Raw genomic sequence first — 15,797 nt, forward strand, 5'->3', positions numbered from 1 at the left:
AGGTGGGCCGCTGGAATAAATTTGCCGGCGAGCTTCGAAAACTTCAGGAGGATGTGCGCAAGAAAAACTTCTCAGGTTCCGCGTACCACCTGGCCGGGCCGATGAGCGCACTGGTAGATAAGGTTGGCATTATTGCTCAATGGCTACCTTTTATGCGCGAGGGGGCAGAGAGTGTGAGCAAGAGTCGTCGTTGGCGAGACCTGAAAAAGAACGGCCTGGCTGAGGGTGATTTCACTGTATCCAATGATACCGCCACCTTGCTTGGTGTTTTACTGGGTGGTGCTCCGGTGCTCTCTGGAGTATCACCGGCACTGCTGTTAAGTGAGGATGATGAGCCTCGCAATCAGGGAGTCTTAGCTTTTAAATAACTTCCCCCTCCCCCAGTGCCAGTTAACCCACCTAAAGGTGCTCAACAGTCCCGTGCAGGTGTATGCGGATGATGATAATCCGGCTTGATAGGTCGGGGGCGGCCATCCTCGGCACAGCCGTTTACCGGCAGCCAACTTGGGCGGAGTAGTAGCAAAAATGATAAGTGGGCTGTATTGGGGAGCCAGGGGTTTCTAAAAGCTTAGAAGATGGGCGTTGGAAAACACCCTGAAGGCAGTATGTACTCTATAGTATTTGTCAGAGCTTTTTAAGTTATTGAAAAATATGGTTTTTCTTGGGTGGTATGGCTGTGATCAGTGACGATTGAATGCCGGGAAACTTGTATTATGTGGACTATATGCCACTTTATTTAGGGTAAAACCTAAAATTAGATTTTTACGTTGACTTACTCTAGGCAAGGCCTAAACTAAAGTATAAAATTTTACGTTTAGAACTATCCATATTATGCCCAGAATAAGACAGCCTCAATCCTTTGAGGAGCTATTCACTAAGTTTTCTGCCACAGATCTACTCCCCATGTTTAATAAGTATGGGGCAACTGATGCCGATGGTAATTACCTGCATTGGGACAAATTTAAATGGAGGGTAAATAAAGGTGATTCTGAGGAGCTGGCTTGGTTAACGACGAAGCTCGCAAGAAAGGGAATTTCTAAGGTGTTGCCAAACCTCGAAGCAGTTAATGGCAAAAATTTTAGTTATTGTATTCCAGATTCTCTCTTTGCCAAGTTGCATCATATAGACATGGAGACAGGAGCGGGTCGGTCTCTAGAAGATGATGTTTTTTTTAAGGGTCTTGAAAGAGATAAGTATTTAGTTAAAAGCTTGATGATGGAGGAGGCAATTACTTCTTCTCAGTTAGAGGGAGCCTCAACGACCCGTAAAGTCGCGAAAGAAATGCTTAAAAGCAATAGAAAGCCGGCGGACAAATCTGAACAGATGATTTTCAACAATTATTTGCTTATGAAAAGAGCCGTTGAAAAAAAGGATGAAGAGTTAAGTGTTGACTTAATTTTAGAGCTGCATGAAATTGCAACTTTTAATGCGATAGAGAATCAGGCTGTTCCTGGGGAAATAAGAAAGGATAACGATATAGAAATTAAGAATCTCTATGGTGAGGTGGCATTTAGACCGCCTTGCTATAAAACTATTAGGGATAGAATGGATGCCTTATGTGCTTTTGCAAATTTGGATACTGAATCTGGCAATAGTGATAAATTTATTCACCCTGTAGTAAAGGCAGCAATTTTGCATTTTATGATTGGGTTTATTCACCCATTTGGCGATGGAAATGGAAGAACTGCTCGCGCATTATTTTATTGGTATATGTTGAGGGCTGGTTATTGGCTTTTTGAGTACGTATCTATAAGTAAGCTTATTCAAGAGAAGAGGAGTCAGTATGATACCGCTTTTATATATGCTGAAACTGATGATTTTGATCTCACATATTTTATTTATAATCAAGTCGACGTAATTGATAATGCTGTGATTGCTTTGCGAAACCATATAGAGAGCAAAAAGCAAGATTTTTATCATTTTATGGAATGGATAGATAGAAGCGAGTTGGCAAAAGGGTTGAAGCGTGGTGAACTAGAAATAGTTAAGGATGCCTTACAGAATCCAGGTAAGAGATTTACCGCTCAGAAAGTCGCAATAGATATTGGTGTTAATGAAAATACAGCGAGATCATATTTGAATACGCTAGTTGAAAAGAATCTTTTGGAGTCTACAAAAAAGAAAAATATAAAAACAATATTTTATATTGCCCCAGATGACGTAAGGGAAGTTTTGCATTTGTAGATGTTCTGGTTGGCGAATCAATAACTCATAGATTGAGGTAGATTACTTTATTGTTTAAGATTTATATGCGCTTATTTTCTTTACTTGCCCTCGCTGCGATACTAGGTGGCTGCTACGAACCCGAGCCCAGGGTCTATGATCGTCAACATTGGCTTCCCCGCTGGTCCGATGCCGATGATGATTGCCAGAATGTTCGCCATGAGCTACTTATCTGGCTCCGGTGACCTTTACCAGCGACAAGAGGTGCACGGTAGATACTGACCTCTGGTTGGACCCATACACCGGCCAATTTTTGAACCTGGCCTCTGACCTGGATGTTGAACACATCGTGCCGCTTTCATGGGCACGGTGGTGCCAACTGGACTGTAGAGCTAAAGCGTCAGTTTGCGGAAGACCCTGAAAATCTGTGGCTGGTCGATGATGGCCGCAACCAAAGTAAGGGCGACAAGGGCCCTGATGAATGGATGCCACCCTATGAGCCCGTCCAGGCAATCTATGTGCAGCGCTTTATGGCGATAGTGGAGAAGTACGGGCTGATTCTATCCGAAGATGAACTTCGACAAATAACTGTGTTGTTTTAGGGGGGCTGGGTAGAAGAGCTGGGTGTATGAGAAGTGCTATTGCTTGAGCGTCTCTGTTCCCAGTTAGCTTCTAGTTTTCTTTTCTTGGCCATTCGTTGTTCACGAGCTATTCGTTGTTCAAGCTCTATTAGCTCCTTGTTTTCAGGAGTTAATAGCCGCCTCTCTTGTTCAGGAGTGGTAATCTCGATGAACTCGCCTTTACCGGCCAAGGTATATAGTTTTAATTTCCCGATGAGTTCATTTCTTAATCTCATCCTTGATTCAATCGGGTCAAGAAACGCCCTTCCTATAGAAACTTGGCTCCCCTTAGTGCCTCGTTCGATATGAGTGTAGCCACGGTCAGCCACAACAAACTCAGAGCTTTGGTCAATAATCATGCCATTATCTTTTAGGGCGTTTTGAAGCTGGATCAAAGCTGCTGTGCAGTTATTGCATGGGTTGCGGAGTGATATCAGGAAAAATTCTTTCAGCGTCATATTAATTTCTGCATTGCCCCTTTTGGTCAACTTAGGCTGAATTTTTTTATCGAAAAATTTTCAAAAATTCTTTATTAGATCAATCTCTGAGTGAGGACCACGGGTTATGAAAGGGGTCTCTGTTGTGCCCTCTTGAAAAATATAATTTTCATGTGCTTCCCAGAATCCTCTACAGTTAGGGTTACTGGTATTGGCTTTTTGAGTAACCTCAAAAGATATCTTAAGTTGTGCGGTTTGCTGACAGCCGTCTAGACGATCAACACGAGCCCATTTCTTGAATTCTTCAAAAGGCATTTCCTTGCTCCCTGCCGAAAATTTTATTCAAAATTGAGGCTATGTTTAGATTTTTAATTCGTCAATTGGCATTTAGGCTATTTAATATTCTGCAGAGCTAATTTTTTAAAAAAATATTTTAACAATGAATCCTGAAGGTGAGATCCGGGTATTAAATAGGCAGCCTTTATTATGTCTGATGTAAAGTAAGTGTTGGTGAGCCCTAAGGAGTGCTTCTTTAGTGCTAAGCTCGGCCAGTCAACCCGGTTGTCACCCTAGTATCTACCACTTCTGTATATCCTGACTTCCTTCACGCGCCAATGTGGGCGCCGTCTTCTTTTTGATATCGATACTGTATATGCATGCAGTATTTTGATAGATTGCCTCTGTGTCGATGGAAAGAAGGAGTTAAACCATGACATTCATAGAGGTTGAAGCCGAGATCCGTGCTTGCTTGAACACTATTGAGGTAACCGCAGACACTGCCGACCCAAAGCTTAGGGATATGTTAAAGGTCCAGGTGAACAATCTGGATGCGGCAACCAATGCCCTTGTAGATGAACTGAACACCCTCAATGAGAAACAGGCCCGACTGAAAGAGCTGCTGAAGTAACACTGCTGCGAGTCCCCCGTGACACAGTAAGGGCGTAACCGTTACGGACAAGCAAAAAATAAGTGGGGGACCAAGTGGAGCAGAAACAAAAAAGCCCTGAAAAATCAGGGCTTTCTGTATGAATAATGGCGGTGGGGCAGTCCGCCTATAGGGCCTCCATGTCCATCCTATAAATTCCACTTAAGGCCAGTAAATACGCGGTCTCCAGGGGATTTTTCTTCCAATCATTTCCAAACTTAAACTATGAAATCCATGGTAAAGTGGGGGACCAAGTGGGGGACCGGAAGTCGGCATGGAGGATATATGGGAAAGCTAACCGTCAAGGAAATTGAAGGGCTTAAAGCCCCCGGAAAATATGATGATGGAAACGGCTTGCGACTTGTTGTTGGTGCCTCAGGAGCCAAAAAGTGGGTCTTGCGCTATCAGCTCCATGGGAAGCGTCGTGAGATGGGGCTGGGAAGCCTGAAAGACGTAAGCCTGAAACAAGCCAGGGTGGAAGCTGGAGTTCAAAAGGGATTAATTTTGCGCGGGCTAGACCCTTTGGAGGAGCGTCGACGCGCCGAGCTTGAGCTGAAGGCCGCCACTCAGGGGCAGAAGGCTAAGACCGTGACGTTCAGTGATATGGCTGCTGACTACATAGAATCTCATCGAGGAGGGTGGAAAAGCGCCAAACACGCACAACAGTGGGGAAACACTCTCAAGCAGTACGCATACCCAGTGATAGGAGGTAAGGCTTCCTGCGATGTTTCCACTGACGATGTGCTGGAGATATTGAAACCAATCTGGCTAGAGAAGCCCGAGACGGCAAGCCGGGTCCGCAACCGGGTTGAGCTAGTCTTGGATGCAGCAAAGGCGAGAGGGCTCCGAGAAGGGGAAAACCCGGCGCGCTGGCGTGGCCATTTGGACAAACTACTTCCGAAGCGCTCCAAGGTGCGACAAGTGAAACACCATAGTGCGCTACCTTGGACGGAGCTGCCCGAGTTTATGCAAGAGATTTCCAAGCGAGAAGGGTTGGCATTTAGGGCCATGGAGCTAGCCATTTTGACCGCAACCCGTACAAGCGAGGTTCTGGAGGCAACTTGGGGAGAGATAGACTTTAGGGCTAGGTCGTGGACGATTCCTGTGGAAAGAATGAAGGCGGGCAAGGAGCACCGAGTACCACTTTCACCTCAGGTGATAGCTTTACTGGAATCCATACCGCGCATTGATAACAGCTCGTTTCTTTTCCCTGGCCGAGATGCAGGACGGCCGCTTTCGAATATGGCTATGCTAATGGCGTTGCGCCGGATAGACCGCGGGGACCTAACCGTTCATGGGTTCAGGTCAACCTTCCGTGATTGGGCTGGCGAGACTACGCCTTATCCGCGCGACGTATGCGAACAGGCATTGGCTCACAGCCTTGGTGACTCCGTAGAGGCTGCATACAGGCGGGGAGACTTGTTTGAGAAAAGGAAGGCGCTGATGGCGGACTGGGCTAACTATGCTACTACCGCTCCCGTTGGGAACGTAGTCCTGATAGGGGCTCGAAAGTGACCTTAATTGGTTGGAGGCGCTGCTAAGCAGCACCGTCCAGCTTCTCGTCAATCCATGCCTCGATTTCTCTACTATCCCATCCTACGGCGCCTGGCCCAATGCGCTTCTGTTTGGGAAACTGCCCCTCTTGAACCATTCGGTAAATGCTACTGCGCTTATAGCCGGTGACCCTCTCAACCTCACGTAAGCGCAAAATACGGCGAGGTATTTTCACATCTCTACCCATTAATTCCTGGTGGCTCATCGTTTTATCCCTCAAATTATTGCGCGACCGAAGCCGCGCCGAACATCTCACCCCCGGCCAACCTTTACCAGTTTGCTCTTGGAGTGGTCACGCTACGGACTCCTGCTAGTGCTGATTCCATAGCCTTTGCAGTTTGGTAAGGCCCTTGCCAGTCACCAGTGCGGTTACGGATTGTTGAAGGCCGTGGTTGGGGTGTTCCCAGCTACCCAGTTTCACATCCAGACAACCGGCTTCTATCTTGGCTTGGTACGGCTCATTGCGCCGTGAGACCCAGCCAATCTGGCGCAGGAAGGCGAACAGCCGTCGCTGGCCGGTGCCGAGTATCTTGGCGGCCTGGGCCACGCTGATAGCGTCCGGGGCTATCTCCACCTGCTTGGCGAAGGCCACGCGGGGTGCCTCCTCCTCGATCTGGTGCTCCAGCTGGTGTTTCTCCTGCTCCAGTCGCAGGCGCTCCTGCTCTGAGTCGATGGCCATCTTGAGAATGTCCATCCGGGACAGGTTCTCCACACTGGGGGCTTGACGCTGCTGGACCAGCTCGTCGCGCATTTCAAAGAATGCTTTGACCAGCCGTTTTTTGAACTCTTTCACCACGCCGATATTGCGCATAAAGGTGATTAGCGTAGTGGCCTGGTGTTCATTAAGGATGGCTATCTCGCGTTGCTGGGTGCCCCCGAGTGTCTCAAAGGGTCGCATTTCAAATTCCACCCTTCCGAAAGCTTCAAAATCCTCAACGTGCTGGCGGAGTAGTTGGATTACTGCCTTGTGTGGCCGTTGTACCCCCTCGGCAATAATCAGGGACGTGGTGATGGCTTGGTTGTCTACGATTTGAATAAGGTTGTTCATTGCTGGACCCCCTCCAAAAGGTTGATAACAGTTTGATTCCCAATGTATTGGCTTAGCATTCGCACATGGGCAGCTAGTGCTGACACATCCACATCCCTGGTTGCGATTGACTCCCTCAGCCTCTGTTCGCATTGATATCCATTCTGCTTGGCAATTGCTAAAACTGAATTCAGCATGACTCTGGCTTTTTTGTTTGGCTGCTGAGTATGTGTCTCCAAAAGTAGGAGCAACGCCCCTTTAGCGTTTATTAGATATTGCCCGCTGTGGGGGTCTTCTTTGAACCAGGCTGATATATCTGATTCACTCATTATTTGCCCTCCAGGCTTTCCAGGTCTTCACGTTCACAATCGATAAGGTTTGCCCATTCATCGGCGAGGTGAGCGCCGATAACTGCTAGTTCGCGGGCGGTGGTGTTGTTTTCGGATATTTGGCTAATGCTTTGGAATAGGGTGCGCAGCTTGTTTAGCGATTCGAGGCTAATGCCTGCGATATCTAGTGAGCGAGTGACGAGATTGTCAGCCTGACTGATAGGCGTAACTTGGGCGTGGTGTGACATTGGAGCCTCCTTCGATAGCGTATTATCCGCCACCGCAGAGGTCTCAATCTCGATTGGGTGGCGGGGTAGACGGGTTGAGACTACCGCTCGAAGGAAACGGCGGGCACAAAGGCCCCCCGAATACCCCACCATAAAAGGGATATTTCGCGCATAAAAAAAGACGCATACAGCTAGAGGCGTCTTCCTGGCGCCTTCGAAGTTCGGGGTCTCAATCCCGGCCCCTGATTTTGCAGGAGCGGGGAAAGCATGGCACTGACTATTATTAATTGTCAACCCCGATTTTTCGCTGCTGAATTTAGTGGTTCGCTCGCCTGCGACTATTCCGGTTTGGGCTCTCATGCCACTACCTCAGTATTAAGCAGCTCAGATAACTGAGCCTGAGCTTCACGAATAATTGTGCAGGCTGTTAAGGAGTGCGCAGGGTCAACCCAGTGCAGAACGCAATCTAATTGCCTAATTAAAACCAATAGAGGTTCGCGGCTGTCTCCTGTAGCCGGGGAGGGCTGTTGAGAATCAACAACCGCCTGAAACTGCGAAAACATCCAGTGCAAGAATTCATTAAATTCTGGGTCGTAGAAAGTAAACCCTTCGCTGGTTCCAGCTATTTCTTTAGCCTTTCCTCTCCATTGCTCCAGGAGGTCTTTGTATATTGGGTGTGCCATTGCATTTCCCTCGCTATAGATTCAGTTTGAAATTGGTCGCCACTTTGATGGCCACTGTTTTCGGTCAAGTCGTTGCCCATCTTCACCTATCCAGCGCCAGCAGCCTTTTTTCATATTCTTATGTGGCGGCTTTTTATATGGTTTACGCATGGCTTTAATTGTGTAGCTCCCCATAAAATCCACAATAAGAACCTCAACCCAGGTGTTTAGCTTTGGGTATCCCCCTTGCCACTCTTCATTCATTGCATATCCCTCGCTATTAACTATTTCCGTGAGTTTCTAAAAATGCTCGTCCCAGTGCCGTTAGTCTCTTGGTCTCTGATGTCTTTGCATTAATTAGAAAGCCGCCATTAATTAAAATGTGATACATGGTGTGGCCAGACCAGAAGCCTTCTATTTGATTTTTGAGGCATTTAGCAATAATCCCCCTTTTTGCTTGGGTGCTATTATTTATCTTTTCACCGAAGTTTGTGCCTTCGAATAGCTCTTCGATATATTCATCTGAAATTACCTGATAGACCATGAATACTCCCTCGCTGTGTTAGTTTTTATTGCCTGGCAACAGCTTTGCATTCGTCGCAGAGCAATACCCCCTCTTCATAAAGCCATTGCATATTTTTAAGGGCTTCCAAAGTGTCATTATCAATTTCGTAGCGCCAAGGAATGCCACTGTCTCTATCGCATCGCTCACACTCGAAACTCTCGTTTCTGTACCTGTCAGCCTCCATGATGTCGAACTCTATTTCATCAACCATTTTTCAGACCTCCGGGGTGTTCTCTACTGCCCACAAAGCCCGCACTGGGCGGGCTGGGGGAGTTATTTGGAGCTTGCAAATTTGTTGGTTCGCTCACTCAATTCAACTCTAGGGGCGTTACCCCTTCGTTATCATTTTCTTACCCTCGGTTGAGTTGAATTATTAATTGGTTAAATGGGCTAGGCTCTGCACCTACCCAGCCCCAATTAAGGGGCTAATAGTGGTCTTCCTCTTGGTTTTATCTTTGGTGCCGGTGGCAATTCATGGTCAGATAAAACACAAGCTCCTGCCGCCTCCCGCTCCCTTACCCAGTCCCAGGCGCTGAACGGATTGAGTGAGATTAAATTACCCTCTGAGTCAAATGCCGCTGGCCTTTCACCCTGCTTGGTTTGAATCTTCTTAACGGTTCCACCTACACGGTAGACTCGCTGCTTTAAGGTTAATCTTTCCAGGTTAGGCATAAGGTTTCTCTACGCCGCAAACGGATAAATAGAAACACCCTCTACATGCAGCACATCGGGGGGGTAATTTCTTTTGCAGATGCAGCCCCTTTTTTTCTGTCTACGCAATTCGGCAACTATTGCGCGCTGAACCATTTTGAATTTATCGGTGTCAACTGCCACGCCTGTGGGTTTTTTGTTCTTTATTCTTTCGAATGCGGAAACAAACTTTTTAACTTCTGCTATTACTGCTGATGCTTGTTTATTTAGAGGAAACTTTGAAATTTCCATTTGAACCCCCTTGGGGGCCCTGAACTAGCGGCCCAGGTTAATGTTTGTTAGAGCTAGAAGGGAATATCGTCATCAAATCCACCTTGGTTAAAATCATTCCTACCACCCATTGATTGCGGTGCTGCCTGATTCTGCTGATACCCCTGACCTTGGGCTGGTCTTTGCTGCTGATTCTGCGGAGCCATAGGGGAGGGCTGTTGGAATCCCTGACCCTGCTGCGCACCATTTTGTTGACCATCAAGCATCTGCATTTCAGCTGCGACAATTTCTGTAGTGAAGCGGTCCTGACCACTGTTTTTGTCTTGCCACTTCCGTGTGCGCAGTGAGCCTTCAACATAAATCTTCGCCCCTTTGCGGAGGTATTCTCCGGCTATTTCTGCAAGGCGGTTGAAAAAGACTACTCGGTGCCACTCAGTGCGCTCTTGCTGCTGGCCGGTCTGCTTATCCTTCCAGCTCTCACTAGTGGCTAGGCTGATATTGGTTACCGCTCCACCGCTGGGTATGTATTTGGTTTCTGGGTCGTTGCCCAGATTTCCAATCAATATGACTTTATTTATACCTCTTGCCATCACTTGCACTCCTGTTCCCTCAGCTCACCATCGACTATGGTGTAGGTGGTCAGCTCATCAGTTTTCTTGTCAAAGATTTGCACCCACTGCTTAAACACTTCTGTCTTGGCGATTTGCTTCGCTACTTCATGGGCGGCTTCCAGAGTTTCTACTGACTCACGAAAATCCTTAGCCCCACCCATTAACAAGTTGTAAGTACCGCAAAATATGGCGAATCTTTCCATTGCTTGGTTTTCCATAATTAATTCCATTTGGCGCGCTTACGCTTTGCTTTTTGGCTTAGTTTGTTTGGCTTTCCTGCGTCGAAATTCTGCGCTCGTAGATTAATACTGCCCCACTCTCGACCTAAAAGGCTTAGTGCGAATGCGGTTGTCGATAAACCATTCCCTAAAAACATATTTCTCTCCCAAAAAATGCGCCCTATATCAGCGGCGCAAACCTCACGCGCTAGTAGTTGATCGAAATGTTAGGAATAGAACCGCGAGCGATTAATTCAACGATTTTTTGTGCTGCTTTCTCTTGAAATCCTTTGTCAATAAAAGCTTTCTTTGCAGCGTTGTTTATCCTGCGGCAGTGAGCTTTGTTCGCCTCCTTTGGGCGCTGCTTTTCTTCTGCCGCACGCTTTTCGGCTTCAGCTCGCTGGCGCTCACGTTCCACTGCTTCACGCTTCTCTCTTTCTGCTCGCTCAGATGCTTCCCTGGCTTGCCGCTCAGCTCTTTCCTCTGCTTCTTTTGCTTCGCGTTCCGCACGCTCTTTGGCTTCAATGGCTGCCCGCTTTTCCTGCTCTGCCTCCTTGTGTGCACGTTCTGCCGCTTCCTGAGCGATTCGCTCCTCGCGCTCCTTCTGCTCTCTCTCCGCTTTTTCTCGTAGGAGTTGTGCAAGTTCAACCTGTTGCTGCTCGTGGGCTTTACGCTTCACAAGAGCTTGATTTAGGGTTTCTAAAGATTGCACTGTGGCTAGGGAAGCTTGGGATTCAAACTCTTCCCAGCGTTCATCAATAACCACCCCTTGAACAATATCGATAAGCCTCTGAATATCTTCAGAGTCCAATTCAGAGCATTGAGTCGCATACCCCTCAATACGGGCGATTCCATTTTTATGGGCGGTTACACGCAGATTTTCGGCTTCCTCCCAATCGGCGAGAGGCTTCCTTACCTCCGTTTTTAGATTGTCGAGATAGTCGCGCATGCGCTTGCGCTCAGCATCGACCTTTTTGATTTCGGCCTTCTGGTCGGCTACCAAATCTTTCCCTAAGCCATCAAGATAGGTTTTGCTGCGGGCTACCTGATGGGCAATGGAGGCAATGATTTTGCGACCCTTTGCAGTGCTGGCATCGGCAACGACAGACTTTGCTTTACTGGTAATTTCTTCCAGAACTGCATCTAATCCATTGCGTGCGAAAAGCTGGACCGGTTGAATATCCGGTGAGGCGATTAATTCTGTAGTCATTTTCCTATCCCTGCTAAGCGGCTTTTTGAGTTAGGTTGCTGCGATACTCCTCAACCAATTTGTCGAACCTCAATAAATCCATTTCCAGCTCGTTGATGTAGTTATCATCACGCTCCATTTTTCGAACAGTTAGAGCTTTTCCGATTTTATCCAGGGCAGGGCAGTACAAAACAAAGTGCCACCACTTGCGTCCGGTCAACCACATACAGCCTTGAATCTGGTCTTTGAATTCGTCGAGATTTTCATCAAGCAGGATGGTTCTAAGGCGCTCAGGTGAAACTAGGCACTTATATTCGCTGCCGCCATCCTCACCAATTAAGCCGTCTGCGCTGGCTCCAAACTTGCGGTCATCAGTTAGCACCAGCCCGGTCTGCTCGATAAACATATCGATTTGGTCTTCGTGGGCTGCACGCGCTTCTGGCTCTAACTCGTTTCCGCGTTTCATTGCCCAGGTCTGAAAACCTCCATCCAAGGGCTCACCGCTGATGCGCTCTACAGCTAGGCGAAAGGCGTAGTCGTGAGCAGCGGCGGTGAAGTCACCTTTGTTTTTCCCGCTCTTTAAACGCTTGCGGACCTCAGAGAAATTACTGGCAGTGATGGCTCCGGCACGTTCGCGGTGCCACTCTTCAGAGCCTTGTTCGACTTTGCAGGTAATCATTGCTGCACTCCTTGTGCTCGGTTTTGAAGATGGTTCATTGCGCGGTTGTATCTGTCCGCTTGTAGTTGGTTGATGGTGGCTATGCCTGCGGAATTACAGAACTGTTGTTCATTAATTCCGGCTACTCGCATAGCGTTGCGAAGCTGTTGGATTTGCTGGGGGGATACGTTGTTGACGTTAGCGGGGGGGCACTCCGTCCGTATCTTCGCCTTTAATTGTGATATCCAATAGTGCGCCGTAGACATAACGCTTCCCGTAAGAGACGGAGCTACCTATTGATTGGACGTTGTTTTTACTTCCGCTACCGTCTGCTGGCAGGGTTATCTCCGTTTCTTCCCTGTGTCCCTGGTTGTGCATTAAAATTCCAGAAATACAAACGTCGCGCTCTGTATTTTGTATCCTGAAGCTAACTGCAAATCCGTATTTCTTAAGAAATGGTTTACATGCTTCTTGGATATCATCAAGTTTTGCAAATTTGCTGCGGAGAGTCCCTTTAACAATAATTTCTCCGTTCTTATCTACAACTGGCAGCTCTGCCTGCATCTGGGCCATTGCTGTATTGAATGCTTGCTCTGCGTTGCGGTTCATAATCCGCTCTTGCATATCCAGAAGGCGTTCCAGCTTGTCGATATCTGCTTCTGGGTTTGCTGCTACACGCTCAATAACAGCGAGCATTTGTGTGGCTTCAGAAACTGGCTGAGCAGGAGCTGGCTGAGCTCCCGGCTTTGCCATTACTTGATTTGATTCAGACATTTTGCTCACTCCCGTTGTTAGGGGGTGCCAGCGCTTAAGCCGGCTCCACTTCCTCTGTAGGCTCCTCACAAACAAACTCACCGCTTTCGTTTAGCGAATACCACTTGTTTGGTTCTACCTCTCCTTGCCCTGCTATTGCTGCCCGGATATGAATTAGCTCGTCTTCGTTATTCCGATAACAAAGGACAATTGCGCTACCCTCAGATGCACGAGCTTTACTTTCAGCGCCTGCTGCAATTGCAACTGCGTGCTGCCCTTCAACTTCGGCTGCGCTCCGGTTTCCGGTGTTAGTGGCTGCGCTCCGGTTTCCGGTGTTAGTGGCTGCGCTCCAGTATCCGGTGTTAGTGGCTGCGCTCTGGTCTCCGGTGTTAGTGGCTGCGCTCTGGTCTCCGGTGTTAGTGGCTGCGCTCCGGTCTCCGGTGTTAGTGGCTGCGCTCCGGTCTCCGGTGTTAGTGGCTGCGCTCCGGTTTCCGGTGTTAGTGGCTGCGCTCCGGTTTCCGGTGTTAGTGGCTGCGCTCCAGTCTCCGGTGTTAGTGGCTGCGCTCCGGTTTCCGGTGTTAGTGGCTGCGCTCCGGTCTCCGGTGTTAGTGGCTGCGCTCTGGTTTCCGGTGTTAGTGGCTGCGCTCCAGTATCCGGTGTTAGTGGCTGCGCTCCGGTTTCCGGTGTTAGTGGCTGCGCTCTGGTCTCCGGTGTTAGTGGCTGCGCTCTGGTCTCCGGTGTTAGTGGCTGCGCTCCGGTCTCCGGTGTTAGTGGCTGCGCTCCGGTTTCTGGTGTTAGTGGCTGCGCTCCAGTCTCCGGTGTTAGCGGTTGTTTCACCATCTTTTTCGGCCCGAGAAATAATCCAATCGACAGCGCTTTGTATTAGCTGAGGTAGCTTTATTTCAGCTTTAACTGTGAGTGATGCCGCTGCAATTTTTGAGTCATCGCCCCTGCGCGCAATCTGGCCTGATGCTTCCACTACAGCGAACCTGGATTCAACTGGTGAGTAATAATTGAATACATCTAGCGGAAATTCGCAGGCATGAAGACCGCTTCGGCACGCCTTAACCTCACCTTCATGGATATGAGTTTTACCAATCTCATACTGATAACCACGGCACTGCAGGTCTTTATCAAAACCTTTGTAGGCAATTATTTTTTCTTCGTTTTCCATGGGTTCACCTGTTTGGGTAGAGGTAAGGTTTGGTTTATTTGATGTATGCGTACTCAATTGCTAGAGGTTCCAGCTCTTCTCGGAATTCTTTTGCAATTTGCTTAGCGCACTTGTCGGCAAAATCAGAACTGAGCTTTCCCGCTTCGCATTGGTCTTTTTTGCTGAGGGCTAGAAATTCACTAAGTGTGTCTTCATTGATTTCTTTAACCTCTTCCATCGCGACTTCGAGAAAGCGCTCGTAGTAGCCAGCCTCAAGCCTGCCGAGGCGGTGACTACCGAGAAAGATTCGATTGATGAAGTAATCGGCGATGCCGGCCAGAATCCTTTCTGCTTCGTTTGAGGTTTCGTCCGGCAGAGAGTCTTGGTGATTCTCGTAGGCGTTTAGAGAGTCTTCGATGGGGGCGGCTGAGCTTGCTGTGTACATTTCCCGTTCCTCTTTGGCCCAAATCTGGGCTTGGTGGGCGCCTGTATTCCGGCGGTTTTCATTCTTGAAAACAAATATACCCGCAAGGTTTAAAAAGTAAACCCAAAAGGTTTATTTTATTTAAGATTGGCGGATATTTCGTTGAGAAAGCGAATCAGGTGGGATTTGGCAGTGCTGGGCAGGGGGCTCAAAGGGTCTGATTGCGAGCCGCTATCTGCAGGGAGGGATAGGAGTTTGTTGCCATCAATGCTCAATTGAAGGGCTATTTTCCTAAGAAGGTTTGGTGAAACTGTTTTGGAGCGCCCTTGTTCAATGCGCTGAACATGGGTTAAAGGAATGGAGAGCTTTTCGGCTAATTCGGCTTGGGTAAGCCCTCGCCTGGTGCGCTCTTGGCGAACGACTACACCGATTTTAAACATCGTGTCGGTAAAACTTGTAGAGTTTTGGCGTCATAAACCTCCTAAGTATACACAATTTGATCTGCCCTCTAGCCCTCAATCTGAGTACATTCTTTAGGTAGGACGATATGGCGCTTTAAGGGAATAAAATGCTATTTGACTCTATTGATATAAAATCAGAGACTCCAGAATTGGAGTTGCAAGAAGAGGCGCGAGCAAGTCTTGTCCGCGTTATGCCCTACCAGTGCCGACAGTGCATAAAGCGGCCCTGCCAAATGATGTGGGATAATGAAGATAATTCCTGCTGGCATTATGAAAGGGTGGAGGGACTGCCTGATGAAGGTGGGGGTTGGTGAGTCAGCTCAGGCCGACCTTAAGGGGTTGGCAGTCCGAGCTGTAGCTTTAGAAAAGCGTGTTAATGATAAAGTCCACCGGTACAACATCATTATTACTGCCTGCACGGGTCGCCCCATAGGCTAATGCTATAGCTTGGGCTTTCTTGGAGGAGGGAATACCCTGAAGTCCCTGCTTCTCAATTTCGACCTCAATAGCATCAATACACTTGCGTAGCAGCTCGAGGTCGATATCACTTGCGATTTTTGCGGTGCTGTCGTTGCTCTCAAGCCGGTCCAGCTCACCTTCCTTAAGGCCTAGCCTCTCCTCAAGGTCTCTTGCAATGCGGTTGCCAATCGTTTTAGTGGCGCCTTTGCCTATGAGCGAGTAGAGCTGCTGCTCAGACCTACCTACCTTGCGTGCGAATTCCGCTCGATTCTTATAGTCGGCTGCTATCCGTCGGATATTAGTGCGCCGAATTTCGTTTATATCCATCTCTTTTATCAAGAACTCACCAGTCTTTCCCCATGTTAGCAGGAATAAACCTCTCAAAAATCACCCTATAAAGTTTATTTTGGCGCATAAGGTAACGCTCTAAAGTTTACCTTA

At 48.1% G+C, this 15,797-nt stretch carries 26 protein-coding genes and 1 pseudogene; 6 read left to right on the forward strand and 21 right to left on the reverse strand.

The window, feature by feature from the left end; all coding sequences use genetic code 11:
- The first annotated feature begins 2 nt into the window (after window positions 1–2).
- The 3 genes from ACJJIE_RS03625 to ACJJIE_RS03635 all read left to right on the forward strand — a co-directional run bounded on the left by ACJJIE_RS03625 (window position 3) and on the right by ACJJIE_RS03635 (window position 2,765).
- On the forward strand, window positions 3–368 hold the full coding sequence (locus ACJJIE_RS03625) for a hypothetical protein (protein ID WP_282932417.1): 366 nt from the start codon (window positions 3–5) through the stop codon (window positions 366–368).
- Window positions 369–903: 535 nt separating this feature from the next.
- Window positions 904–2,184 carry a Fic family protein gene (locus ACJJIE_RS03630; protein ID WP_444893588.1) on the forward strand — a complete coding sequence of 427 codons (1,281 nt, stop codon included), beginning with the start codon at window positions 904–906 and terminating at the stop codon, window positions 2,182–2,184.
- Window positions 2,185–2,498: 314 nt separating this feature from the next.
- The gene (locus ACJJIE_RS03635) at window positions 2,499–2,765 is read left to right on the forward strand and encodes an HNH endonuclease (RefSeq protein WP_282932420.1); all 267 of its coding nucleotides are present in this window, start codon (window positions 2,499–2,501) and stop codon (window positions 2,763–2,765) included.
- Here the strand turns inward: ACJJIE_RS03635 and ACJJIE_RS03640 are convergent.
- Both ACJJIE_RS03640 and ACJJIE_RS03645 read right to left on the reverse strand, forming a co-directional pair.
- Entirely contained in the window at window positions 2,762–3,241 is a 480-nt protein-coding gene (locus ACJJIE_RS03640) for a hypothetical protein (protein ID WP_444893589.1), read from the reverse strand. The genes ACJJIE_RS03635 and ACJJIE_RS03640 overlap by 4 nt on opposite strands.
- 60 nt (window positions 3,242–3,301) lie before the next feature.
- Window positions 3,302–3,535: a hypothetical protein gene (locus tag ACJJIE_RS03645; protein WP_444893590.1), complete on the reverse strand. Its 234-nt coding sequence runs from the start codon at window positions 3,533–3,535 to the stop codon at window positions 3,302–3,304.
- Between the two features lie 394 nt (window positions 3,536–3,929).
- Here ACJJIE_RS03645 and ACJJIE_RS03650 point away from each other — a divergent pair, with 394 nt between their 5' ends.
- Both ACJJIE_RS03650 and ACJJIE_RS03655 read left to right on the forward strand, forming a co-directional pair.
- A complete protein-coding gene (locus tag ACJJIE_RS03650; RefSeq protein ID WP_444893591.1) occupies window positions 3,930–4,127 on the forward strand; it encodes a hypothetical protein in 198 nt (65 codons plus the stop codon).
- A 303-nt stretch (window positions 4,128–4,430) separates the two neighbouring features.
- Window positions 4,431–5,660: a tyrosine-type recombinase/integrase gene (locus tag ACJJIE_RS03655; RefSeq protein ID WP_444893592.1), complete on the forward strand. Its 1,230-nt coding sequence runs from the start codon at window positions 4,431–4,433 to the stop codon at window positions 5,658–5,660.
- Window positions 5,661–5,682: 22 nt separating this feature from the next.
- Here the strand turns inward: ACJJIE_RS03655 and ACJJIE_RS03660 are convergent, their stop codons facing one another.
- From ACJJIE_RS03660 to ACJJIE_RS03730, 15 genes are all read right to left on the reverse strand, one after another.
- Window positions 5,683–5,904: a helix-turn-helix transcriptional regulator gene (locus tag ACJJIE_RS03660; protein WP_444893593.1), complete on the reverse strand. Its 222-nt coding sequence runs from the start codon at window positions 5,902–5,904 to the stop codon at window positions 5,683–5,685.
- Between the two features lie 105 nt (window positions 5,905–6,009).
- Window positions 6,010–6,747, reverse strand: a complete 738-nt coding sequence (locus tag ACJJIE_RS03665) for a phage antirepressor KilAC domain-containing protein (RefSeq protein WP_444893594.1) — start codon at window positions 6,745–6,747, stop codon at window positions 6,010–6,012.
- Window positions 6,744–7,055 (reverse strand): hypothetical protein, encoded by a 312-nt coding sequence (locus tag ACJJIE_RS03670; RefSeq protein WP_444893595.1) that lies wholly within the window; start codon window positions 7,053–7,055, stop codon window positions 6,744–6,746. Before ACJJIE_RS03670 ends, ACJJIE_RS03665 begins: the two co-directional genes overlap by 4 nt.
- Window positions 7,055–7,642 carry a hypothetical protein gene (locus ACJJIE_RS03675; RefSeq protein WP_444893596.1) on the reverse strand — a complete coding sequence of 196 codons (588 nt, stop codon included), beginning with the start codon at window positions 7,640–7,642 and terminating at the stop codon, window positions 7,055–7,057. The genes ACJJIE_RS03670 and ACJJIE_RS03675 overlap by 1 nt, the downstream gene beginning before the upstream one ends.
- A complete protein-coding gene (locus ACJJIE_RS03680; RefSeq protein WP_444893597.1) occupies window positions 7,639–7,965 on the reverse strand; it encodes a hypothetical protein in 327 nt (108 codons plus the stop codon). Before ACJJIE_RS03680 ends, ACJJIE_RS03675 begins: the two co-directional genes overlap by 4 nt.
- 21 nt (window positions 7,966–7,986) lie before the next feature.
- Complete coding sequence (locus ACJJIE_RS03685) at window positions 7,987–8,208, reverse strand: hypothetical protein (RefSeq protein ID WP_444893598.1); 222 nt, start codon at window positions 8,206–8,208, stop codon at window positions 7,987–7,989.
- A 16-nt stretch (window positions 8,209–8,224) separates the two neighbouring features.
- Complete coding sequence (locus ACJJIE_RS03690) at window positions 8,225–8,488, reverse strand: hypothetical protein (protein ID WP_444893599.1); 264 nt, start codon at window positions 8,486–8,488, stop codon at window positions 8,225–8,227.
- A 25-nt stretch (window positions 8,489–8,513) separates the two neighbouring features.
- Window positions 8,514–8,720, reverse strand: coding sequence for a hypothetical protein (locus tag ACJJIE_RS03695; RefSeq protein WP_444893600.1), 207 nt, complete (start codon window positions 8,718–8,720; stop codon window positions 8,514–8,516).
- Between the two features lie 206 nt (window positions 8,721–8,926).
- Window positions 8,927–9,181, reverse strand: coding sequence for a hypothetical protein (locus ACJJIE_RS03700; RefSeq protein ID WP_282932207.1), 255 nt, complete (start codon window positions 9,179–9,181; stop codon window positions 8,927–8,929).
- A gap of 9 nt (window positions 9,182–9,190) precedes the next feature.
- A complete protein-coding gene (locus ACJJIE_RS03705; RefSeq protein WP_444893601.1) occupies window positions 9,191–9,451 on the reverse strand; it encodes a hypothetical protein in 261 nt (86 codons plus the stop codon).
- Window positions 9,452–9,504: 53 nt separating this feature from the next.
- On the reverse strand, window positions 9,505–10,020 hold the full coding sequence (gene ssb, locus ACJJIE_RS03710) for a single-stranded DNA-binding protein (protein ID WP_444893602.1): 516 nt from the start codon (window positions 10,018–10,020) through the stop codon (window positions 9,505–9,507).
- On the reverse strand, window positions 10,020–10,259 hold the full coding sequence (locus ACJJIE_RS03715; protein WP_444893603.1) for a hypothetical protein: 240 nt from the start codon (window positions 10,257–10,259) through the stop codon (window positions 10,020–10,022). The genes ssb and ACJJIE_RS03715 overlap by 1 nt, the downstream gene beginning before the upstream one ends.
- 208 nt (window positions 10,260–10,467) lie before the next feature.
- Window positions 10,468–11,469 carry a coiled-coil domain-containing protein gene (locus ACJJIE_RS03720; RefSeq protein ID WP_444893604.1) on the reverse strand — a complete coding sequence of 334 codons (1,002 nt, stop codon included), beginning with the start codon at window positions 11,467–11,469 and terminating at the stop codon, window positions 10,468–10,470.
- Between the two features lie 13 nt (window positions 11,470–11,482).
- Entirely contained in the window at window positions 11,483–12,127 is a 645-nt protein-coding gene (locus ACJJIE_RS03725) for a lambda exonuclease family protein (RefSeq protein ID WP_444893605.1), read from the reverse strand.
- Window positions 12,128–12,304: 177 nt separating this feature from the next.
- Window positions 12,305–12,880, reverse strand: a complete 576-nt coding sequence (locus ACJJIE_RS03730; RefSeq protein WP_444893606.1) for an ERF family protein — start codon at window positions 12,878–12,880, stop codon at window positions 12,305–12,307.
- A gap of 247 nt (window positions 12,881–13,127) precedes the next feature.
- Here ACJJIE_RS03730 and ACJJIE_RS03735 point away from each other — a divergent pair, with 247 nt between their 5' ends.
- Entirely contained in the window at window positions 13,128–13,745 is a 618-nt protein-coding gene (locus ACJJIE_RS03735) for a hypothetical protein (RefSeq protein WP_444894795.1), read from the forward strand.
- A 51-nt stretch (window positions 13,746–13,796) separates the two neighbouring features.
- On the opposite strand, the pseudogene ACJJIE_RS03740 reads toward ACJJIE_RS03735, so the two are convergent.
- From ACJJIE_RS03740 to ACJJIE_RS03755, 4 genes and pseudogenes are all read right to left on the reverse strand, one after another.
- Window positions 13,797–14,033, reverse strand: a pseudogene (locus ACJJIE_RS03740) (DUF7666 domain-containing protein); the annotation flags it as partial.
- Between the two features lie 34 nt (window positions 14,034–14,067).
- A complete protein-coding gene (locus ACJJIE_RS03745; RefSeq protein ID WP_444893607.1) occupies window positions 14,068–14,457 on the reverse strand; it encodes a hypothetical protein in 390 nt (129 codons plus the stop codon).
- A gap of 116 nt (window positions 14,458–14,573) precedes the next feature.
- Complete coding sequence (locus tag ACJJIE_RS03750) at window positions 14,574–14,876, reverse strand: helix-turn-helix domain-containing protein (protein ID WP_444893608.1); 303 nt, start codon at window positions 14,874–14,876, stop codon at window positions 14,574–14,576.
- Between the two features lie 381 nt (window positions 14,877–15,257).
- The gene (locus tag ACJJIE_RS03755) at window positions 15,258–15,683 is read right to left on the reverse strand and encodes a hypothetical protein (protein WP_444893609.1); all 426 of its coding nucleotides are present in this window, start codon (window positions 15,681–15,683) and stop codon (window positions 15,258–15,260) included.
- Between the last annotated feature and the right edge of the window lie 114 nt (window positions 15,684–15,797).

This window comes from Microbulbifer maximicatervae (SeqCode) (assembly GCF_052467325.1).

What these genes read in the sequence shown, in the direction of transcription:
- ACJJIE_RS03630 (WP_444893588.1), top strand. Translation starts at nt 904, where the DNA reads ATGTTTAATAAGTATGGGGCAACTGATGCCGATGGTAATTACCTGCAT.
- ACJJIE_RS03635 (WP_282932420.1), top strand. Translation starts at nt 2,499, where the DNA reads ATGTTGAACACATCGTGCCGCTTTCATGGGCACGGTGGTGCCAACTGG.
- ACJJIE_RS03640 (WP_444893589.1), bottom strand. Translation starts at nt 3,241, where the DNA reads ATGACGCTGAAAGAATTTTTCCTGATATCACTCCGCAACCCATGCAAT.
- ACJJIE_RS03645 (WP_444893590.1), bottom strand. Translation starts at nt 3,535, where the DNA reads ATGCCTTTTGAAGAATTCAAGAAATGGGCTCGTGTTGATCGTCTAGAC.
- ACJJIE_RS03650 (WP_444893591.1), top strand. Translation starts at nt 3,930, where the DNA reads ATGACATTCATAGAGGTTGAAGCCGAGATCCGTGCTTGCTTGAACACT.
- ACJJIE_RS03655 (WP_444893592.1), top strand. Translation starts at nt 4,431, where the DNA reads ATGGGAAAGCTAACCGTCAAGGAAATTGAAGGGCTTAAAGCCCCCGGA.
- ACJJIE_RS03660 (WP_444893593.1), bottom strand. Translation starts at nt 5,904, where the DNA reads ATGAGCCACCAGGAATTAATGGGTAGAGATGTGAAAATACCTCGCCGT.
- ACJJIE_RS03665 (WP_444893594.1), bottom strand. Translation starts at nt 6,747, where the DNA reads ATGAACAACCTTATTCAAATCGTAGACAACCAAGCCATCACCACGTCC.
- ACJJIE_RS03670 (WP_444893595.1), bottom strand. Translation starts at nt 7,055, where the DNA reads ATGAGTGAATCAGATATATCAGCCTGGTTCAAAGAAGACCCCCACAGC.
- ACJJIE_RS03675 (WP_444893596.1), bottom strand. Translation starts at nt 7,642, where the DNA reads ATGAGAGCCCAAACCGGAATAGTCGCAGGCGAGCGAACCACTAAATTC.
- ACJJIE_RS03680 (WP_444893597.1), bottom strand. Translation starts at nt 7,965, where the DNA reads ATGGCACACCCAATATACAAAGACCTCCTGGAGCAATGGAGAGGAAAG.
- ACJJIE_RS03685 (WP_444893598.1), bottom strand. Translation starts at nt 8,208, where the DNA reads ATGAATGAAGAGTGGCAAGGGGGATACCCAAAGCTAAACACCTGGGTT.
- ACJJIE_RS03690 (WP_444893599.1), bottom strand. Translation starts at nt 8,488, where the DNA reads ATGGTCTATCAGGTAATTTCAGATGAATATATCGAAGAGCTATTCGAA.
- ACJJIE_RS03695 (WP_444893600.1), bottom strand. Translation starts at nt 8,720, where the DNA reads ATGGTTGATGAAATAGAGTTCGACATCATGGAGGCTGACAGGTACAGA.
- ACJJIE_RS03700 (WP_282932207.1), bottom strand. Translation starts at nt 9,181, where the DNA reads ATGCCTAACCTGGAAAGATTAACCTTAAAGCAGCGAGTCTACCGTGTA.
- ACJJIE_RS03705 (WP_444893601.1), bottom strand. Translation starts at nt 9,451, where the DNA reads ATGGAAATTTCAAAGTTTCCTCTAAATAAACAAGCATCAGCAGTAATA.
- ssb (WP_444893602.1), bottom strand. Translation starts at nt 10,020, where the DNA reads ATGGCAAGAGGTATAAATAAAGTCATATTGATTGGAAATCTGGGCAAC.
- ACJJIE_RS03715 (WP_444893603.1), bottom strand. Translation starts at nt 10,259, where the DNA reads ATGGAAAACCAAGCAATGGAAAGATTCGCCATATTTTGCGGTACTTAC.
- ACJJIE_RS03720 (WP_444893604.1), bottom strand. Translation starts at nt 11,469, where the DNA reads ATGACTACAGAATTAATCGCCTCACCGGATATTCAACCGGTCCAGCTT.
- ACJJIE_RS03725 (WP_444893605.1), bottom strand. Translation starts at nt 12,127, where the DNA reads ATGATTACCTGCAAAGTCGAACAAGGCTCTGAAGAGTGGCACCGCGAA.
- ACJJIE_RS03730 (WP_444893606.1), bottom strand. Translation starts at nt 12,880, where the DNA reads ATGTCTGAATCAAATCAAGTAATGGCAAAGCCGGGAGCTCAGCCAGCT.
- ACJJIE_RS03745 (WP_444893607.1), bottom strand. Translation starts at nt 14,457, where the DNA reads ATGTACACAGCAAGCTCAGCCGCCCCCATCGAAGACTCTCTAAACGCC.
- ACJJIE_RS03750 (WP_444893608.1), bottom strand. Translation starts at nt 14,876, where the DNA reads ATGTTTAAAATCGGTGTAGTCGTTCGCCAAGAGCGCACCAGGCGAGGG.
- ACJJIE_RS03755 (WP_444893609.1), bottom strand. Translation starts at nt 15,683, where the DNA reads ATGGATATAAACGAAATTCGGCGCACTAATATCCGACGGATAGCAGCC.